Source organism: Onishia taeanensis (genome assembly GCF_013349955.1).
GTDB lineage: Bacteria > Pseudomonadota > Gammaproteobacteria > Pseudomonadales > Halomonadaceae > Onishia > Onishia taeanensis_B.
On sequence record NZ_JABVXC010000001.1, the window covers coordinates 444,074 to 459,284 of the forward strand.

The window sequence follows — 15,211 nt, forward strand, 5'->3', positions numbered from 1 at the left end:
ACCGGGCCGCGAGTGTTTCTCAACCACCACTCCTGCAACCCAGCGGCGTTAGCCTATCACACTTTATCGGCCACCGCTTGCCATATGCAGACACCATACTTCACACCCGGCTCTAACAGCGGCACGGGTGCCGCGGGGCTTTACGCCAACGGCTCCTGTTCCCCGTCTTCCTCAGTCTTCTCGCGCTGGATGCGCTGATAAATTTCTTCACGATGTACTGCGACATCCTTGGGAGCATTCACGCCAATGCGTACCTGATTCCCTTTGACACCCAGCACAGTCACGGTGACTTCATCACCAATCATCAAGGTTTCGCCAACACGGCGGGTCAGGATGAGCATGACCGATCTCCTTTTCAGACTTTTTGCAACGGGATATGCACGCTTATCTCCAAGCGATGCGAGAGTATGCGCGACACAGGGCTTCAAGCCAAACGCCCTTCCTAAACGCTCTTCCTTTGCGACACCGCTCACGACCCATAAGTGTGGTCACCACCCAGGGCAGTGACCATCACTATAGCGTAATGAAAGTAGTCGACGTCACCAGCGGCGATCACTCTTGCTCGATGTCACCCTTGTCCAGGCCGAAGGCCTTGTGCAGGGCGCGTACCCCAAGCTCCATGTGCTTCTCGTCGATAACCACGGAGATCTTGATCTCGGAAGTGGAAACCATGCGGATGTTGATGTTCTCGTCAGCCAGCACGCGGAACATCTTGGAGGCGATGCCTGCATGGGAACGCATGCCGACGCCGACCAGCGAGACCTTGGCGATATTGTCATCGCCGCGTAGCTCGCCGCCACCCAGGTCCGGAATCACCTGTTCCTTGAGGATCTTCATGGTCTGCTTGTAGTCGCCCTTGCCGACCGTGAAGGTGAAGTCGGTGTAATCGCCGGCTGGCGCCACATTCTGCACGATCATGTCGATTTCGATGTTGGCATCGGCGATCGGCCCGAGGATCCGCGAGGCCACACCCGGCACGTCCGGAGTGTTGAGCAGGGTCAGTTTGGCTTCGTTGGCGGTGAAAGCGATACCGGAGATCAGCGGTTCTTCCATGGAATCCTCTTCGTCATCTGTGTCAGCAATGATCAGGGTGCCGTTGCCGCCGTCCTCGAAGCTCGAGAGTACGCGCAGCGGCACGTTGTACTTGCCGGCAAATTCGACGGCGCGAATCTGCAGGACCTTGGAGCCCAGGCTTGCAAGCTCGAGCATTTCCTCGACGGTGATGGTCTCCAGCCGGCGCGCCTTGGAGCAGACCCGCGGGTCGGTGGTGTATACCCCGTCCACATCAGTGTAAATCTGACACTCATCGGCCTTTAGCGCAGCAGCCAGGGCCACACCGGTGGTGTCGGACCCCCCACGGCCGAGGGTGGTGATATTGCCTTCTTCGTCGACACCCTGGAAACCGGCCACCACGACCACCTGGCCGTCATTCAGGTCGGACTGAATATCATCGGTCTCGATGCGCTGAATGCGCGCCTTGGTATGGGCGCTGTCGGTCTGGATGCCGACCTGGGCCCCGGTGTAAGAGGTCGCCGGCACGCCCAGCTTCTGCAGGGCCATGGCCAGCAGCGAGATGGTGACCTGCTCGCCGGTGGAGACCAGCATGTCCAACTCGCGCGGCGTCGGCTCGTCGTTGATCTGGCTGGCCAGGTCGACCAGACGGTTGGTCTCGCCACTCATCGCCGAGACGACCACTACGATCTGATGACCGTTGTCGCGGAAGCGTTTGACCTTCTCGGCCACGGCCTTGATGCGCTCTACCGAGCCCACCGAGGTGCCACCGAATTTCTGTACGTATAGCGCCATATGCGATTGCCTTGAAGTGAAAGGATGAAGGGAAAGAACGCGATTCGGGTGAGAAACAAGAAGGGGGTCGGAGCGATATTGCCCACGACCCCCTAGATAATAGCTTAGCCTAGCTGCTCCTCTACCCAGGCCGGCACACTGGCCAGGGCCTCCGGAAGGGCTTCAGGGTCACTACCCCCGGCCTGCGCCATATCGGCGCGACCGCCGCCCTTGCCGCCCACCTGGGCGGCAACGTGCTTGACCAGGTCGCCGGCCTTGAGACGCCCGATCAGGTCGTTGGTCACACCGGCGATCAGGCTGACCTTGCCTTTCTCGGCATCGGCCACCCCGAGCACCACCACACCGGAACCCAGCTTTTGCTTGAGCTGATCCATCACGGTGCGCAGCTCCTTGCCGGACACGCCCTCGAGCTGCTTGGCGAGCAGGCGGACACCGGCGATGTCCTGCGCTTCGTTCAGCATGTCGTTACCGGCGCTCGAGGCGAGCTTGGCCTTGAGGCGCTCGAGCTCTTTCTCGAGGCTACGGTTGCGCTCGAGCAGCGATTCAACGCGGCTTTCGACCTGCTCGGGCTTGGCCTTGAGGCGCTCACCGACCCGTGCCAGCTGTGCCTCCTGCTCCTGGAAGTAGGCCAGAGCCGCCTCGCCGGTGATGGCTTCGATGCGGCGCACGCCCGAGGCGATGCCAGTCTCCGTCACGATATGGAAACAGCCGATATCGCCGCTGCGCACCACGTGAGTGCCACCGCACAGCTCCACCGAGAAGCCATCGGCGCCGATGGTCAGGACGCGTACATCGTCGGCGTACTTGGCCTCGAACAGCGCCGCGGCGCCCTTGGCCTTGGCCTCGTCGAGGGTCATGTTCTCGATCCGGGTCGGCGCATTGGCTAGCACCTGGGCGTTGACGATGGTCTCGATCTCGGCGAGTTCCTCAGGCGTCACGGCCTCCAGGTGGCTGAAGTCGAAACGCAGCCGCTCGGCGCTGACCAGCGAGCCCTTCTGCTGGACGTGTTCGCCGAGCACTATCCGCAACGCCTTATGCAGCAGGTGGGTTGCCGAGTGGTTGCGCACCGTGGCGGCACGCAGGCTGGCATCGACCGTCGGCGTTACCGTGGCGCCTACCTCGAGGCCACCCTCGACCATCACGCCCTGGTGCAGGTGGTGGCCGGCCTGTTTCTGGGTGTCGGTGACCTGGAAGCGACCGGTATCGACCACCAGGTAGCCGGTATCGCCGACCTGGCCGCCGGACTCAGCGTAGAAAGGCGTGCGGTCCAGCACCACCACACCCTTCTGGCCCTCTTCCAGTGCCGCCAGCTCGTTGCCCGCCGTATCGACCAGCGCCGTGATCCTGGCCTCGTCCTCGAGGCGATCGTAACCGGTAAAGGCGGTTTCGCCCTCGAGTTCCAGAGTCACGCCGTAGTCGGCGCCGAACTGGCTGGCTGCCCGAGCCCGCTCACGCTGCGCCTCGAGCGCTGCCTTGAAACCGGCCTCGTCGAGAGAGACGCCGCGCTCGCGGCAGACATCGGCGGTCAGATCATAAGGGAAGCCGTAGGTGTCGTAGAGCTTGAACACCGTCTCGCCGGGCAGCACGTCGCCATCGAGGGCGTCCAGCGCCTCGGTCAACAGGCCCATGCCGTGATCCAGGGTACGGGCGAACTGCGCCTCTTCCTTGGCCAGCACGGTCTCGATCTGGGCGCGTGCCTGGCGCAGTTCCGGGTAGGCGTCGCCCATCTCGGCGTCCAGCGCCGCCACCAGGGTGTGGAAGAAGCTGCCCTCGGCGCCGAGCTTGTGGCCGTGGCGCACCGCGCGACGAATGATTCGGCGCAGCACGTAGCCGCGACCTTCATTGGACGGCAGCACGCCGTCGACAATCAGAAAGGCGCAGGAGCGGATATGGTCGGCGATCACCCGCAGCGACGGTGCGCTGGTATCGCGATGACCGGTCGCCTCGGCGGCAGCCGCCAGCAAGTTCTGGAACAGGTCGATCTCATAGTTCGAGTGCACGCCCTGCAGCACGGCGGCCACCCGTTCGAGCCCCATGCCGGTATCGATGGACGGCTTGGGCAGCGGATTCATATTGCCCTGGACGTCACGATCGAACTGCATGAAGACCAGGTTCCAGATCTCGATGTAGCGATCGCCATCTTCCTCAGGACTCCCGGGAGGCCCACCCCAGACCTCGGGGCCATGATCGAAGAAGATTTCCGAGGAGGGCCCACAGGGGCCGGTATCCCCCATCTGCCAGAAGTTGTCCTCGTCGAGCTTCGAGAAACGTTCCGGGTCGATGCCGATCTCGTCTTTCCAGATGCGCTCGGCCTCGTCGTCGCTTATATGAACGGTGACCCACAGCTTGTCCTTGGGCAGCCCCAGGCGCTCGGTCAGGAAGGTCCAGGCAAACTGGATGGCTTCGCGCTTGAAGTAGTCGCCGAAGCTGAAATTGCCCAGCATCTCGAAGAAAGTGTGGTGCCGGGCGGTGTAGCCGACGTTATCCAAGTCGTTGTGCTTGCCGCCGGCGCGCACGCAGCGCTGGGCGGAGGTGGCACGCACGTAGGGACGCGGGTCGCGCCCCAGGAAAACGTCCTTGAAAGGCACCATGCCGGCGTTGGTGAACAGCAGGGTAGGGTCGTTGTCCGGCACCAGCGAGCTGGACGGCACGATGGAATGTCCCTGCTCCTCAAAGAAGGTCAGAAAGGCCTGTCTGATCTCTGCGCTTTTCATATCAAGTCCGTGGCGATAAGCGTGTTGACGCTGCGGGCGAGCGGCCGCCGAGGCGGACCGACACGGCACGCCGGTGTCGTCGCAAACCTTGGAGTATAACGAGTCGGCGGGAAACTTTCAGGGGGGAAAGTGCGGGCTAGTCGACCTCGTGGGGGTCCCAGGCATGGGCCAGGGCGTGTTTGAGCTGGTCGAAGTCAAAACCGCGCCCGGCCAGGAACCGCTCGCGCTTGGCGCGCTGCTTGGGCGCCTCACCGGGATCGCTGAAGCGTCGAGCGAGGGTCTCGGCAGCCAGTTGATACCAGTCGACTTCAGCCTCCTCGAGGGCTTGATTGACCGTCTCGCGCGCCACACCCCGCTGATCCAGCTCGGCGCGCACCTTGCGCGGGCCCTGGCCCCGCTGGATGCGTGAGCGCACGAAGTGCTCGGCGAAACGCGCATCAGACTGCAGGCCCTGCTCGGCCAGCGCGTCGAGGCAGGCCGCCACGTTCTCGTGAGCATGCCCCTTGGCTAACAGGCGGCTCTCGATCTCGTGGCGGGAATACTCTCGCCGCGCCAGCAGCCGAATGGCGTCGTCACGGGGTGACGGCTGATCGCCGCCACCGCCATGTGTCGCTTTGCCGGACTCGAACGCCATGGATCAGGCCTTGTCGTCGAGCTCATCGCTGGCTACGGCTTCGCTTTCGGCCTTGTCGTCCTTCGGCTCGGCCTGAGCCAGCAGCTGGGCGCGGATCTGGCTCTCGATCTCTTCCATGATCGCCGGGTTGTCCTCGAGATACTGGGCGGCGTTAGCCTTGCCCTGACCGATCTTGCTGCCCTTGTAGCTGTACCAGGCGCCGGCCTTGTCGACCAGGTTGCACTGCACGCCCAGGTCGACCACTTCACCGGCATGGTAGATGCCCTTGCCGTAGAGGATCTGGAACTCGGCCTGACGGAACGGCGGCGCGGTCTTGTTCTTGACCACCTTGACGCGGGTCTCGTTGCCGGTCACCTCGTCGCCCTGCTTCACCGAACCGGTGCGGCGAATATCCAGGCGCACGCTGGAGTAGAACTTCAGGGCGTTGCCGCCGGTGGTGGTCTCGGGGCTGCCGAACATCACACCGATCTTCATGCGGATCTGGTTGATGAACACCACCATGCAGTTGGCGTTCTTGATGTTGCCGGTGATCTTGCGCAGCGCCTGTGACATCAGACGCGCCTGCAGGCCGACGTGGGAATCGCCCATCTCGCCCTCGATTTCTGCCCGCGGCGTCAAGGCCGCCACCGAGTCGACGATGATCACGTCGACACCGCCAGAGCGCACCAGCATGTCGCAGATTTCCAGCGCCTGCTCGCCGTTATCCGGCTGCGAGACCAGCAGGTCGTCGAGATTGACGCCCAGCTTCTCGGCGTAGCTCGGGTCCAGCGCGTGCTCGGCGTCGACGAAGGCACAGGTCTTGCCTTGTTTCTGAGCCTGGGCGATCACCGACAGGGTCAGGGTGGTCTTACCCGATGATTCCGGCCCATAAATCTCGACGACCCGGCCCAGCGGCAGCCCGCCGATGCCCAGGGCGATATCCAGGCCCAGCGAGCCGGTGGAAACCGAAGGCATCACCACGCGCGGCGCGTCGCCCAGGCGCATCACGGTGCCCTTGCCGAACTGGCGATCGATCTGGGTGAGCGCCGCGTTCAGTGCCTTGGTGCGATTGTCGTCCTGTGCCATGGATGGCCTCCTGGAGTCATCAAAGGGAAAACGATGAGTTCTGAATGCCGGGCCTCGATACTGGAGCCAAGCACTGTATGACTGCACAGTATTATGGAGAAAAAAACCGGCCGCGCCTACCGCTCAGAGAACTTTTCCTGTGCCGCCTGCTCACCCTCGAGCCGAACGATAAGCCCAACCAGCGCCGCCCGCAGCGCCTGCTCGCGCACCGCATGGCGATCACCCTCGAAGTGCCGGCACACGGCCTCCTGGGCGTGGATGTCGCCCCAGGCCAGCCATACCGTACCCACTGGCTTGTCCTCGCTGCCGCCACCGGGGCCTGCCACGCCGCTGATGGCCACCGCCAGGCTGGCGCCGCTATCGCGACAGGCCCCGGCGACCATGGCATTGACCACCTCGCGACTGACCGCACCATGGGCGGCGAGGGTCGCTTGCGGCACGTCCAACTGGCGCGTCTTGGCCGCGTTCGAATAGGTCACGTAGCCGGTCTCGAAGTAGCCGGAGCTGCCGGCGACCTCGGTAATGGCATGGGCGACACCGCCACCGGTACAGGACTCCGCAGCGGTCACGGATGCCCCCCGAGCTCGGCAGGCCTCACCAAGCCGAGTGGCGAGTGTGAGCGTATCGAAGGCCTCGAGGGCCGCAGTGTTATCCATCATCTGTTCCCTAGCGGCTGGCGAAGCAATGCCCTCGCAATGGAGGGTCAGCGCCTGACGAGGCGCGCCTGAGCGAGTAGAATATCGCCTTTTGAGGGCCCCTGACGAGTCACCCGTCCAGGTGGTGCCATGTCCTCGCTGTCACGTCCAGCCGCGCCTTGCAGCGCCACGCACGCCAGAGCAATCAAGGAAGCCCATGACCCAGGCCAGCGCCCAGCACACCCCGATGATGAGCCAGTTCCTGAAGATCAAGCGCGAGCACCCCGAGGTACTGCTGTTCTATCGCATGGGGGACTTCTATGAGCTGTTCTTCGACGACGCCAAGCGCGCCGCCGCGCTGCTCGATATCACCCTGACCCAGCGCGGCCAGTCCGCGGGCAAGCCTATTCCCATGGCAGGCGTGCCCTACCACAGCGCCGAGGGCTACCTGGCGCGGCTGGTCAAGGCCGGCGAGTCGGTGGCGATCTGCGAGCAGATCGGCGATCCGGCCACCAGCAAGGGCCCGGTGGAGCGCAAGGTGGTGCGCATCGTCACTCCCGGCACGCTCTACGATGAGGCGCTGCTCGATGCCAGCCGCGACAACCTGGTGCTGGCCGCCTATTCGCGTGGCGAGACCTGGGGCATGGCCTGGCTGGAGCTATCCAGCGGGCGCTTCAGCGTACTGGAGGTCGAGGGCGAGGCCGAGATGCTCGCTGAAGTGCAGCGCCTCGATCCCGCCGAACTGCTGATCGCCGACAGCCAGGACCTTCCGCCCTCGATTGCCGAGCGCCGCGGCCTGCGCCGCCAGAGCGACTGGCTGTTCGATCTCGAGTCCGCGACCCGCACCCTATGCGACCAGTTCGCCGTGCAGGATCTGCGCGGCTTCGGCTGCGCCCACCTCGAGGCCGCCATGACCGCCGCCGGGGTATTGATCGACTACGCCCGTGACACCCAGCGCTCCCAATTGCCCCACGTGACCGCCATCGGCGTCGAGAACCGGGACGACGCCGTGGTCATCGACGCCGCCAGCCGGCGCAATCTGGAGATCGACACCAACCTGGGCGGCAGCGGCGACAACACCCTGGCCAGCGTGCTCGATACCACCGCCACCGCCATGGGCTCGCGGCTGATGAAGCGCTGGTTGAACCGGCCGCTGCACGACCGCCCGCGGGTGCTGGCCCGTCAGGCGGCCGTGGCGCTGCTGCTTAACGACGAGGCATTCGTGGGCCTGCGTGAAGACCTGAAAGCCATCGGCGACGTCGAGCGCATCCTGGCCCGAGTGGCGCTGCGCAGCGCACGCCCCCGCGATCTGGCCCGGCTGCGTGATGCTCTGAATGCCCTGCCCGGCCTCGAGGCGAGTCTCTCAGGCTTCGACGAGGGCACCGCGCTCGATGAGCTCAAGCGCCATATCCGCCCTTATCCCGCGCTTGCCGAAACGCTGACCCGGGCACTGATCGAGAACCCGCCGGTGGTGATCCGCGATGGCGGCGTGATCGCCAGCGGCTATGACGAAGAACTCGACGAGCAGCGAGGTCTCGCCGAAAACGCCGGTGACTATCTGATCCAGTTGGAGACTCGCGAGCGCGAGCGCACCGGCCTTGCTGGCCTCAAGGTCGGCTATAATCGCGTGCACGGCTACTATATCGAGATTCCCCGTGCTCAAGCCCGCGAGGCGCCGGCAGACTATATCCGTCGCCAGACGTTGAAAAACGCCGAGCGCTTTATCATTCCCGAGCTCAAGGAGTTCGAGGACAAGGCGCTGTCGGCCAAATCCCGGGCGCTGGGCCGCGAGAAATTGCTCTATGAAGTCCTGCTCGACACCCTGGGCGCCGAGCTCGACGCCCTGCAGCAGTCCGGCCGGGCGCTTGCCAGCCTCGATGTGCTGGCAAGCTTCGCCGAGCGTGCCCAGGCGTTGGACTTCGTGCGCCCGACTCTCACCGAGGCACCGGGTATCAACATCCAGGGCGGGCGCCATCCAGTGGTCGAGCACGTCAGCGAGGCGCCCTTCGTGCCCAACGACCTGGCCCTCGACGACAGCCGACGCATGCTGGTGATCACCGGCCCCAACATGGGCGGTAAGTCGACCTACATGCGCCAGGCCGCACTGATCACCCTGATGGCCCATACCGGCAGCTTCGTGCCCGCCGATATGGCCGAGATCGGCCCGGTGGATCGCATCTTCACTCGTATCGGCTCCTCGGACGATCTGGCCGGCGGCCGCTCGACCTTTATGGTCGAGATGACTGAGACGGCCAACATCCTGCACAACGCCAGCGACAAGAGCCTGGTGCTAATGGACGAGATCGGACGTGGCACCTCGACCTTCGACGGCCTATCGCTGGCCTGGGCCAGCGCCGAGCATCTGACCCGCTCGCGGGCTTTCACGCTCTTTGCCACTCACTATTTCGAGATGACCGCCCTGCCCGATCAGGCACCGGGGGTCGCCAACGTGCACCTGACCGCCGCCGAGCACAAGGACGGCATCGTCTTCATGCACCGGGTGGAAGATGGTCCGGCGAGCCAGAGCTATGGCCTACAGGTGGCCCAACTGGCTGGCGTGCCCCAGCACGTCATCACCCGAGCACGCGAGAAGCTGGCTCTGCTCGAACAGCAGGAAATCGACCAGGGCCAGCGCCAGACACCCCTTGCCGACCCGGCAGCGGACACCGGGTCGAGTGCGGCCCCTTCGGCATCAGCGCCGCGCCAGGACGACCTGTTCGCCAGCACGCCGCACCCGTTGCTCGACGAATTGGCCGGCCTGGATGTGGACGGCCTGAGCCCACGCCAAGCCCTGGAACTGCTCTATGCCTGGCGAGAAAGAATCTAGGAACCGATCCAGAGACGCGCCAAGCGTGCATTGACCGCCACTCCAGACAAGCCAACTCTCAGTTGAACGGGCCGGCGCGATCGGCGGTGAAAGTGACCGGAACGCAGCATAACGGGCATGAATAAATGCCGAAACGTTCTGCCCGCCGGCTGCGGTGATGACTTGCTGGCCCTGCACGCCACGACTAAAATATTCGCCCATTAGAATGGCGGCTTCTAATAATCAAGCCGCTTATAACTACGACACATTCAGGGACACGGCGAGTCACCGCACCCTGACAGCTAACGATCGAGGAAGCCCCATGACATTCGTCGTCACCGAGAACTGCATCAAGTGCAAGTACACCGACTGCGTGGAGGTCTGCCCGGTAGACTGCTTCTACGAAGGTCCCAATTTCCTGGTTATCCACCCCGACGAGTGCATCGATTGCGCCCTCTGTGAACCAGAATGTCCGGCCGAGGCCATCTTCTCAGAGGACGAGCTCCCCGAGGGTCAGCAGGAATTCATCGAGCTCAACGCCGAACTGGCAGAAGTCTGGCCGAACATCGCCGAGAAGACAGACCCGCTGCCCGACGCCGAAGAGTGGGATGGCAAGAGCGGCAAGAAGGAACTGCTCGAGCGCTGAGACAGTGCCATCAATGCTGCCTGACATGCTTCACAAAAAAGGGGCCAGCGATTTCTCGTCGGCCCCTTTTTCATGCGCCCCGGCCTGGCTAGAGCCGAGGGCGCAGCGATTGGCGAAAACACCGAACACGGCCAACCGTGCCGCCAGGAATCGAGGCAAGCCGTAAGTTGCCTGGCTGAGACGCCTCAAACAGCGTGCAGGCAAGTATATAAAAAACGGACACAAAAAAGGCGACCCGAAGGTCGCCCGCTCCTAGCCGTTCCTTGAGCATGTCCCTATGCTCGACTCCTGAGGTGACTTCCTTGCCCGGAAACGACCTCCTGTCGCACCAAGCGCACCCGACTACCATCCCGTTGCATCCTGCCGGGAAAGCGTCCTGCTTTCCCACATCCCAGGTACAGTTTGGCAGCTATGACGGGGTTCTCAAGTCGGCCAATGGAGGAGCAGATCCCTTGCTACTTATGCACCAATTATCTAAAAACTATTTATTTTCAATAAGTTAAATAAGAAGAAGCATTCCAGGAGTGGTTGTTTTTTGCTCAAAATCAAGCATATCGGGCTCAAGTTGTCGGTAATCTCTTACAAGCAATGAGGACATAACACTCACCCGTTGCAGCGCGCATCATCACCAGGCACAAAAAAAGGCGCCCGCGGGCGCCTTTCGTCTTACGTTTTGCTCATACCACTGAGCTTAGCGAGCTCATCCCTGCCCCTTGATGGCAGCAAGCCCCGGATAACGCACCGCCTCACCCAGCTGCTGCTCGATCACCAGCAGACGATTGTACTTGGCGACGCGGTCGGAGCGGCACAGCGAACCGGTCTTGATCTGGCCCGCCGAGGTCGCCACGGCCAGATCGGCAATGGTGGTGTCCTCGGTCTCACCGGAGCGGTGCGAAATGACCGCGGTGAAGCCGGCATCCTGCGCCATCTTGATCGCATCCAGCGTCTCGGACAGAGAGCCGATCTGGTTGAACTTGATCAGGATGGAGTTGCCGATTTTTTCGTCGATGCCACGCTTGAGGATCTTGGTGTTGGTGACGAAAAGGTCGTCGCCGACCAGCTGCACCTTGTCACCGAGCTTGTCGGTAAGCGCCTTCCAGCCGGCCCAGTCGGACTCGTCCATGCCATCCTCGATGGAGACGATCGGATACTGATCGGCAAGCTCGGCCAGGTAGTCGACGAAGCCCGCCGCATCATAGTTCTTGCCTTCGCCAGACAGGCTGTACTGACCGTCCTTGAAGAACTCGCTGGACGCGCAGTCAAGCGCCAGCGTGATATCGCTGCCCAGGGTGTAGCCGGCATCGGAGACGGCCTGCTTGATCACCGCCAGCGCCTCGGCGTTGGAGGCAAGGTTTGGCGCGAAGCCACCCTCGTCACCCACCGCGGTGGAAAGACCGCGTCCACCCAGCACCTTCTTCAGAGCGTGGAAGACCTCGGCGCCCATGCGCAGGCCTTCACGGAACGAAGGCGCGCCCACCGGCTGAATCATGAACTCCTGGATGTCGACGTTGTTGTCGGCATGCTCACCGCCGTTGATGATGTTCATCATCGGCACCGGCATCAGATACTGGCCCGGCGCGCCATAAAGCTCGGCGATGTGCGCGTAGAGCTCGACACCCTTGGCGCTGGCGGCGGCCTTGGCGGCGGCCAGGGAGACGGCGAGAATGGCATTGGCGCCAAGGCTTTCCTTGTTCTCGGTGCCGTCGAGCTCGAGCATGGCATTGTCCAGCGCGCGCTGATCGAGGGCGTCGAGCCCCATCAGCCGCTCACGAATAGCGCCATTGGCGGCCTCCACGGCCTTCAACACGCCCTTGCCCAGATAGCGTGTCTTGTCGCCGTCACGCAGCTCCAGCGCCTCGCGGGAGCCGGTAGAGGCACCGCTCGGCGCGCAGGCCACGCCCTTGGCACCGCTTTCCAGCACCACCTCGGCCTGTACGGTGGGATTACCGCGGGAGTCCAGCACCTCGAGGGCGCGAATATCGACAATCTTGGTCATGATTTCGTCCTTATTATCGCTAAGCATTGATCCAGTCGGCGTGCCTGGAGGGAGTCACGGCTCCGCTCGAAAACTGTCCATCGACCACCGTCTTGTCAAAAACAGACATCTATCGGGAACTGCATGCAAGAACTGAGGGCGGCCCGCCAGGCCACCCCGACCACCCTCGGGTGGCTCAGGAAATCGTCAAGGCCGGAAAGCCCTTGACCAGGTCATCCAGCGACTTGAGCTGACTCAAGAACGGCTCGAGCTGATCCAGCGGCAAGGCACAGGGACCGTCACACTTGGCGTTGTCCGGGTCCGGGTGCGCCTCGAGGAAGAGTCCGGCCAGGCCCACCGCGACACCGGCACGGGCCAGTTCGGCGACCTGGGCGCGACGCCCGTCGGCGCTGTCGGCACGACCACCAGGGCGCTGCAAGGCATGGGTGACATCGAAGAACAGCGGGTAGCCGGTGGCCTTCATGTCACCGAAGCCGAGCATGTCGACCACCAGATTGTTGTAGCCGAAGCTCGACCCGCGCTCGCAGAGGATCAGGCGATCGTTACCGGCCTCCTGGCACTTGCGCACGATGTGGCGCATTTCATGAGGAGCGACAAACTGCGGCTTCTTGATATTGATCACCGCACCGGTCTCGGCCATGGCCACCACCAGATCGGTCTGACGCGCCAGGAAGGCCGGCAGTTGAATGATGTCGGCGACCTCGGCCACGGGCTTGGCCTGCCAGGGCTCATGGACATCGGTGATGACCGGCACATTGAAGCGCTCTTTGACCTCGGCGAGGATTTCGAGGCCTTTCTCTAGGCCAGGACCGCGGTAGGAGTGGATCGAGCTGCGGTTAGCCTTGTCGAAGCTGGCCTTGAAAACGTAGGGAATGCCGAGCTTGCCGGTCACTTCGACATAGCGCTCGGCGACTTCGAGGGCCATCTCGCGGGACTCGAGCACGTTCATGCCGCCGAAAAGGGCAAGCGGCAGCGCATTGCCGGCCTTGAGGCCGGCAAACTCGATGATCTTCTGCGGTTCGCTCATCTACTTTCCTTAGCCTTGCGGCTGAGCCTGGGCCTGCTGACGGGCGCGCACCTGCTTGTGTTCGAGGGCTGCCTGAATAAAGCCACTGAACAACGGATGGCCATCACGGGGCGTGGAGGTAAACTCGGGATGGAACTGGCAGGCCACGAACCAAGGGTGGTCCGGCAGCTCGACCATCTCCACCAGTGACTCATCGACGCTCTTGCCGGAGATCACCAGACCAGCCTTCTCCAGCTCGCCAATGAACTGATTATTGACCTCGAAACGGTGGCGGTGACGCTCGACGATCTCGTCGCTGCCGTAGGCCTCGCGGGCCTTGGAGCCCGGCTTCAGGTGACAGATCTGGCCACCCAGACGCATGGTGCCGCCGAGATCGGAAGCCGCATCGCGCAGCTCGATCTTGCCTTCGGCATTCAGCCACTCGGTGATCAGGCCGACCACCGGATGCTGCGTGTCGTGGGTGAACTCGGTGGAATTGGCATCCGCCCAGCCGGCGACGTGGCGGGCAAACTCGATCACCGCGACCTGCATGCCGAGACAGATACCCAGGTAGGGAATCTTCTGCTCGCGGGCAAAGCGGGCGGTGGCGATCTTGCCTTCTACGCCGCGTTCGCCGAAGCCGCCAGGCACCAGAATGGCGTCCTTGCCGGCCAGCCGCTCCGGGCCATGACGCTCGATGTCTTCAGAATCGATGTAGTCGATGTTGACCTTGATGCGGTTCTGGATGCCGGCATGGATCAGCGCCTCATTCAGCGACTTGTAGGCATCCAGCAGCTCCATGTACTTGCCGACCATGGCGATGTTGACCGACTTCAGCGGATTCAGCTTGGCGTCGAGCACCCGCACCCACTCGTCCAGTTCGGCCTCATCGGCTTCCAGGCGCAGCTTGTCGCAGACGATCTCGTCGAGGCCGTGCTCGTGCAGCATCAGCGGGATGCGATAGATGGTATCGGCATCCTGCAGCGGCACTACCGCCCGTTCTTCGACGTTGGTGAACAGCGCGATCTTGCGCCGCTCGGTCTCCTCGAGCTCGACTTCGCTGCGACAGATCAGGATGTCCGGCTGGATGCCGATCGAGCGCAGTTCCTTGACGCTGTGCTGGGTCGGCTTGGTCTTGGTCTCGCCGGCGGTCTGGATGTAGGGCACCAGGGTCAGGTGCATGAAGATGGCGCGATTGGCGCCGAGTTCGCTTCTGATCTGGCGAATCGACTCGAGGAACGGCAGCGACTCGATGTCGCCGACCGTGCCGCCGATCTCGACCAGGGCCACATCGAAGCCCTCCCCGCCCTCGTAGACCCGACGCTTGATCTCGTCGGTGATATGCGGAATCACCTGCACCGTGCCGCCCAGGTAGTCGCCGCGGCGCTCCTTGCGTAGCACGTGCTCGTAGACGCGACCGGTGGTGAAGTTGTTGCTCTGGGTCATCTTGGTGCGGATGAAGCGCTCGTAGTGGCCCAGGTCCAGGTCGGTTTCAGCACCATCCTCGGTGACGAATACTTCGCCATGCTGGAAGGGGCTCATGGTGCCCGGATCGACGTTGATGTACGGATCCAGCTTGAGCATGGTGACCTTGAGGCCACGCGCCTCGAGAATCGCCGCCAGCGAAGCGGACGCGATGCCCTTGCCAAGAGAGGACACAACGCCGCCGGTCACGAAGATATATCGTGTCATGGAGAACCTGTCGAAACGTGATCAGAAGGCGCGGCAGGAAACCGCACCAGGATGGGACGACAGAATAGCAGAGTCGCCTTGGCGGCTCAATTTCGGCCGGCGCCTGGAAATGATGGACGCAGGACTAGAAGGCCGGGCGACCTCGCAAGGAGGCTGACGGGGCCGCGACCTCGGGGACAGGCCGAAGAGAAGGTCCTCTGCCATGGATGGC

General features: G+C 63.1%; 11 protein-coding genes. 2 read left to right on the top strand and 9 right to left on the bottom strand.

Going from position 1 to position 15,211, the window contains the following annotated elements; all coding sequences use genetic code 11:
- Positions 1-140: 140 nt before the first annotated feature.
- The 6 genes from csrA to HUS66_RS02050 form a co-directional block, all read right to left on the bottom strand.
- Complete coding sequence (gene csrA, locus HUS66_RS02025) at positions 141-341, bottom strand: carbon storage regulator CsrA (protein ID WP_175069290.1); 201 nt, start codon at positions 339-341, stop codon at positions 141-143.
- A gap of 211 nt (positions 342-552) precedes the next feature.
- A complete protein-coding gene (locus HUS66_RS02030) occupies positions 553-1,806 on the bottom strand; it encodes an aspartate kinase (protein WP_175069291.1) in 1,254 nt (417 codons plus the stop codon).
- A 104-nt stretch (positions 1,807-1,910) separates the two neighbouring features.
- Entirely contained in the window at positions 1,911-4,520 is a 2,610-nt protein-coding gene (gene alaS / locus HUS66_RS02035) for an alanine--tRNA ligase (protein ID WP_175069292.1), read from the bottom strand.
- Between the two features lie 136 nt (positions 4,521-4,656).
- Positions 4,657-5,154: a regulatory protein RecX gene (locus HUS66_RS02040; protein ID WP_175069293.1), complete on the bottom strand. Its 498-nt coding sequence runs from the start codon at positions 5,152-5,154 to the stop codon at positions 4,657-4,659.
- Positions 5,155-5,157: 3 nt separating this feature from the next.
- Complete coding sequence (gene recA, locus HUS66_RS02045) at positions 5,158-6,219, bottom strand: recombinase RecA (protein ID WP_175069294.1); 1,062 nt, start codon at positions 6,217-6,219, stop codon at positions 5,158-5,160.
- Positions 6,220-6,335: 116 nt separating this feature from the next.
- Entirely contained in the window at positions 6,336-6,878 is a 543-nt protein-coding gene (locus HUS66_RS02050; RefSeq protein WP_175069295.1) for a CinA family protein, read from the bottom strand.
- Positions 6,879-7,071: 193 nt separating this feature from the next.
- On the opposite strand from HUS66_RS02050, the gene mutS reads away from it, so the two are divergent.
- The gene (gene mutS / locus HUS66_RS02055) at positions 7,072-9,681 is read left to right on the top strand and encodes a DNA mismatch repair protein MutS (RefSeq protein ID WP_175069296.1); all 2,610 of its coding nucleotides are present in this window, start codon (positions 7,072-7,074) and stop codon (positions 9,679-9,681) included.
- 301 nt (positions 9,682-9,982) lie between these two features.
- A complete protein-coding gene (gene fdxA / locus HUS66_RS02060) occupies positions 9,983-10,306 on the top strand; it encodes a ferredoxin FdxA (RefSeq protein WP_092523025.1) in 324 nt (107 codons plus the stop codon).
- A gap of 700 nt (positions 10,307-11,006) precedes the next feature.
- On the opposite strand, the gene eno is transcribed toward fdxA, so the two are convergent.
- From eno to HUS66_RS02075, 3 genes are all read right to left on the bottom strand, one after another.
- Positions 11,007-12,302 carry a phosphopyruvate hydratase gene (gene eno / locus HUS66_RS02065; protein WP_175069297.1) on the bottom strand — a complete coding sequence of 432 codons (1,296 nt, stop codon included), beginning with the start codon at positions 12,300-12,302 and terminating at the stop codon, positions 11,007-11,009.
- Between the two features lie 175 nt (positions 12,303-12,477).
- Positions 12,478-13,329: a 3-deoxy-8-phosphooctulonate synthase gene (gene kdsA / locus HUS66_RS02070; RefSeq protein ID WP_175069298.1), complete on the bottom strand. Its 852-nt coding sequence runs from the start codon at positions 13,327-13,329 to the stop codon at positions 12,478-12,480.
- 9 nt (positions 13,330-13,338) lie between these two features.
- The gene (locus HUS66_RS02075; RefSeq protein WP_175069299.1) at positions 13,339-15,000 is read right to left on the bottom strand and encodes a CTP synthase; all 1,662 of its coding nucleotides are present in this window, start codon (positions 14,998-15,000) and stop codon (positions 13,339-13,341) included.
- Positions 15,001-15,211: the final 211 nt, after the last annotated feature.

Bases quoted from the DNA above. Each gene is read 5' to 3' on its own strand.
- kdsA (WP_175069298.1), bottom strand. From the start codon at position 13,329: ATGAGCGAACCGCAGAAGATCATCGAGTTTGCCGGCCTCAAGGCCGGC.
- HUS66_RS02040 (WP_175069293.1), bottom strand. From the start codon at position 5,154: ATGGCGTTCGAGTCCGGCAAAGCGACACATGGCGGTGGCGGCGATCAG.
- csrA (WP_175069290.1), bottom strand. From the start codon at position 341: ATGCTCATCCTGACCCGCCGTGTTGGCGAAACCTTGATGATTGGTGAT.
- alaS (WP_175069292.1), bottom strand. From the start codon at position 4,520: ATGAAAAGCGCAGAGATCAGACAGGCCTTTCTGACCTTCTTTGAGGAG.
- eno (WP_175069297.1), bottom strand. From the start codon at position 12,302: ATGACCAAGATTGTCGATATTCGCGCCCTCGAGGTGCTGGACTCCCGC.
- fdxA (WP_092523025.1), top strand. From the start codon at position 9,983: ATGACATTCGTCGTCACCGAGAACTGCATCAAGTGCAAGTACACCGAC.
- HUS66_RS02030 (WP_175069291.1), bottom strand. From the start codon at position 1,806: ATGGCGCTATACGTACAGAAATTCGGTGGCACCTCGGTGGGCTCGGTA.
- HUS66_RS02050 (WP_175069295.1), bottom strand. From the start codon at position 6,878: ATGATGGATAACACTGCGGCCCTCGAGGCCTTCGATACGCTCACACTC.
- recA (WP_175069294.1), bottom strand. From the start codon at position 6,219: ATGGCACAGGACGACAATCGCACCAAGGCACTGAACGCGGCGCTCACC.
- HUS66_RS02075 (WP_175069299.1), bottom strand. From the start codon at position 15,000: ATGACACGATATATCTTCGTGACCGGCGGCGTTGTGTCCTCTCTTGGC.
- mutS (WP_175069296.1), top strand. From the start codon at position 7,072: ATGACCCAGGCCAGCGCCCAGCACACCCCGATGATGAGCCAGTTCCTG.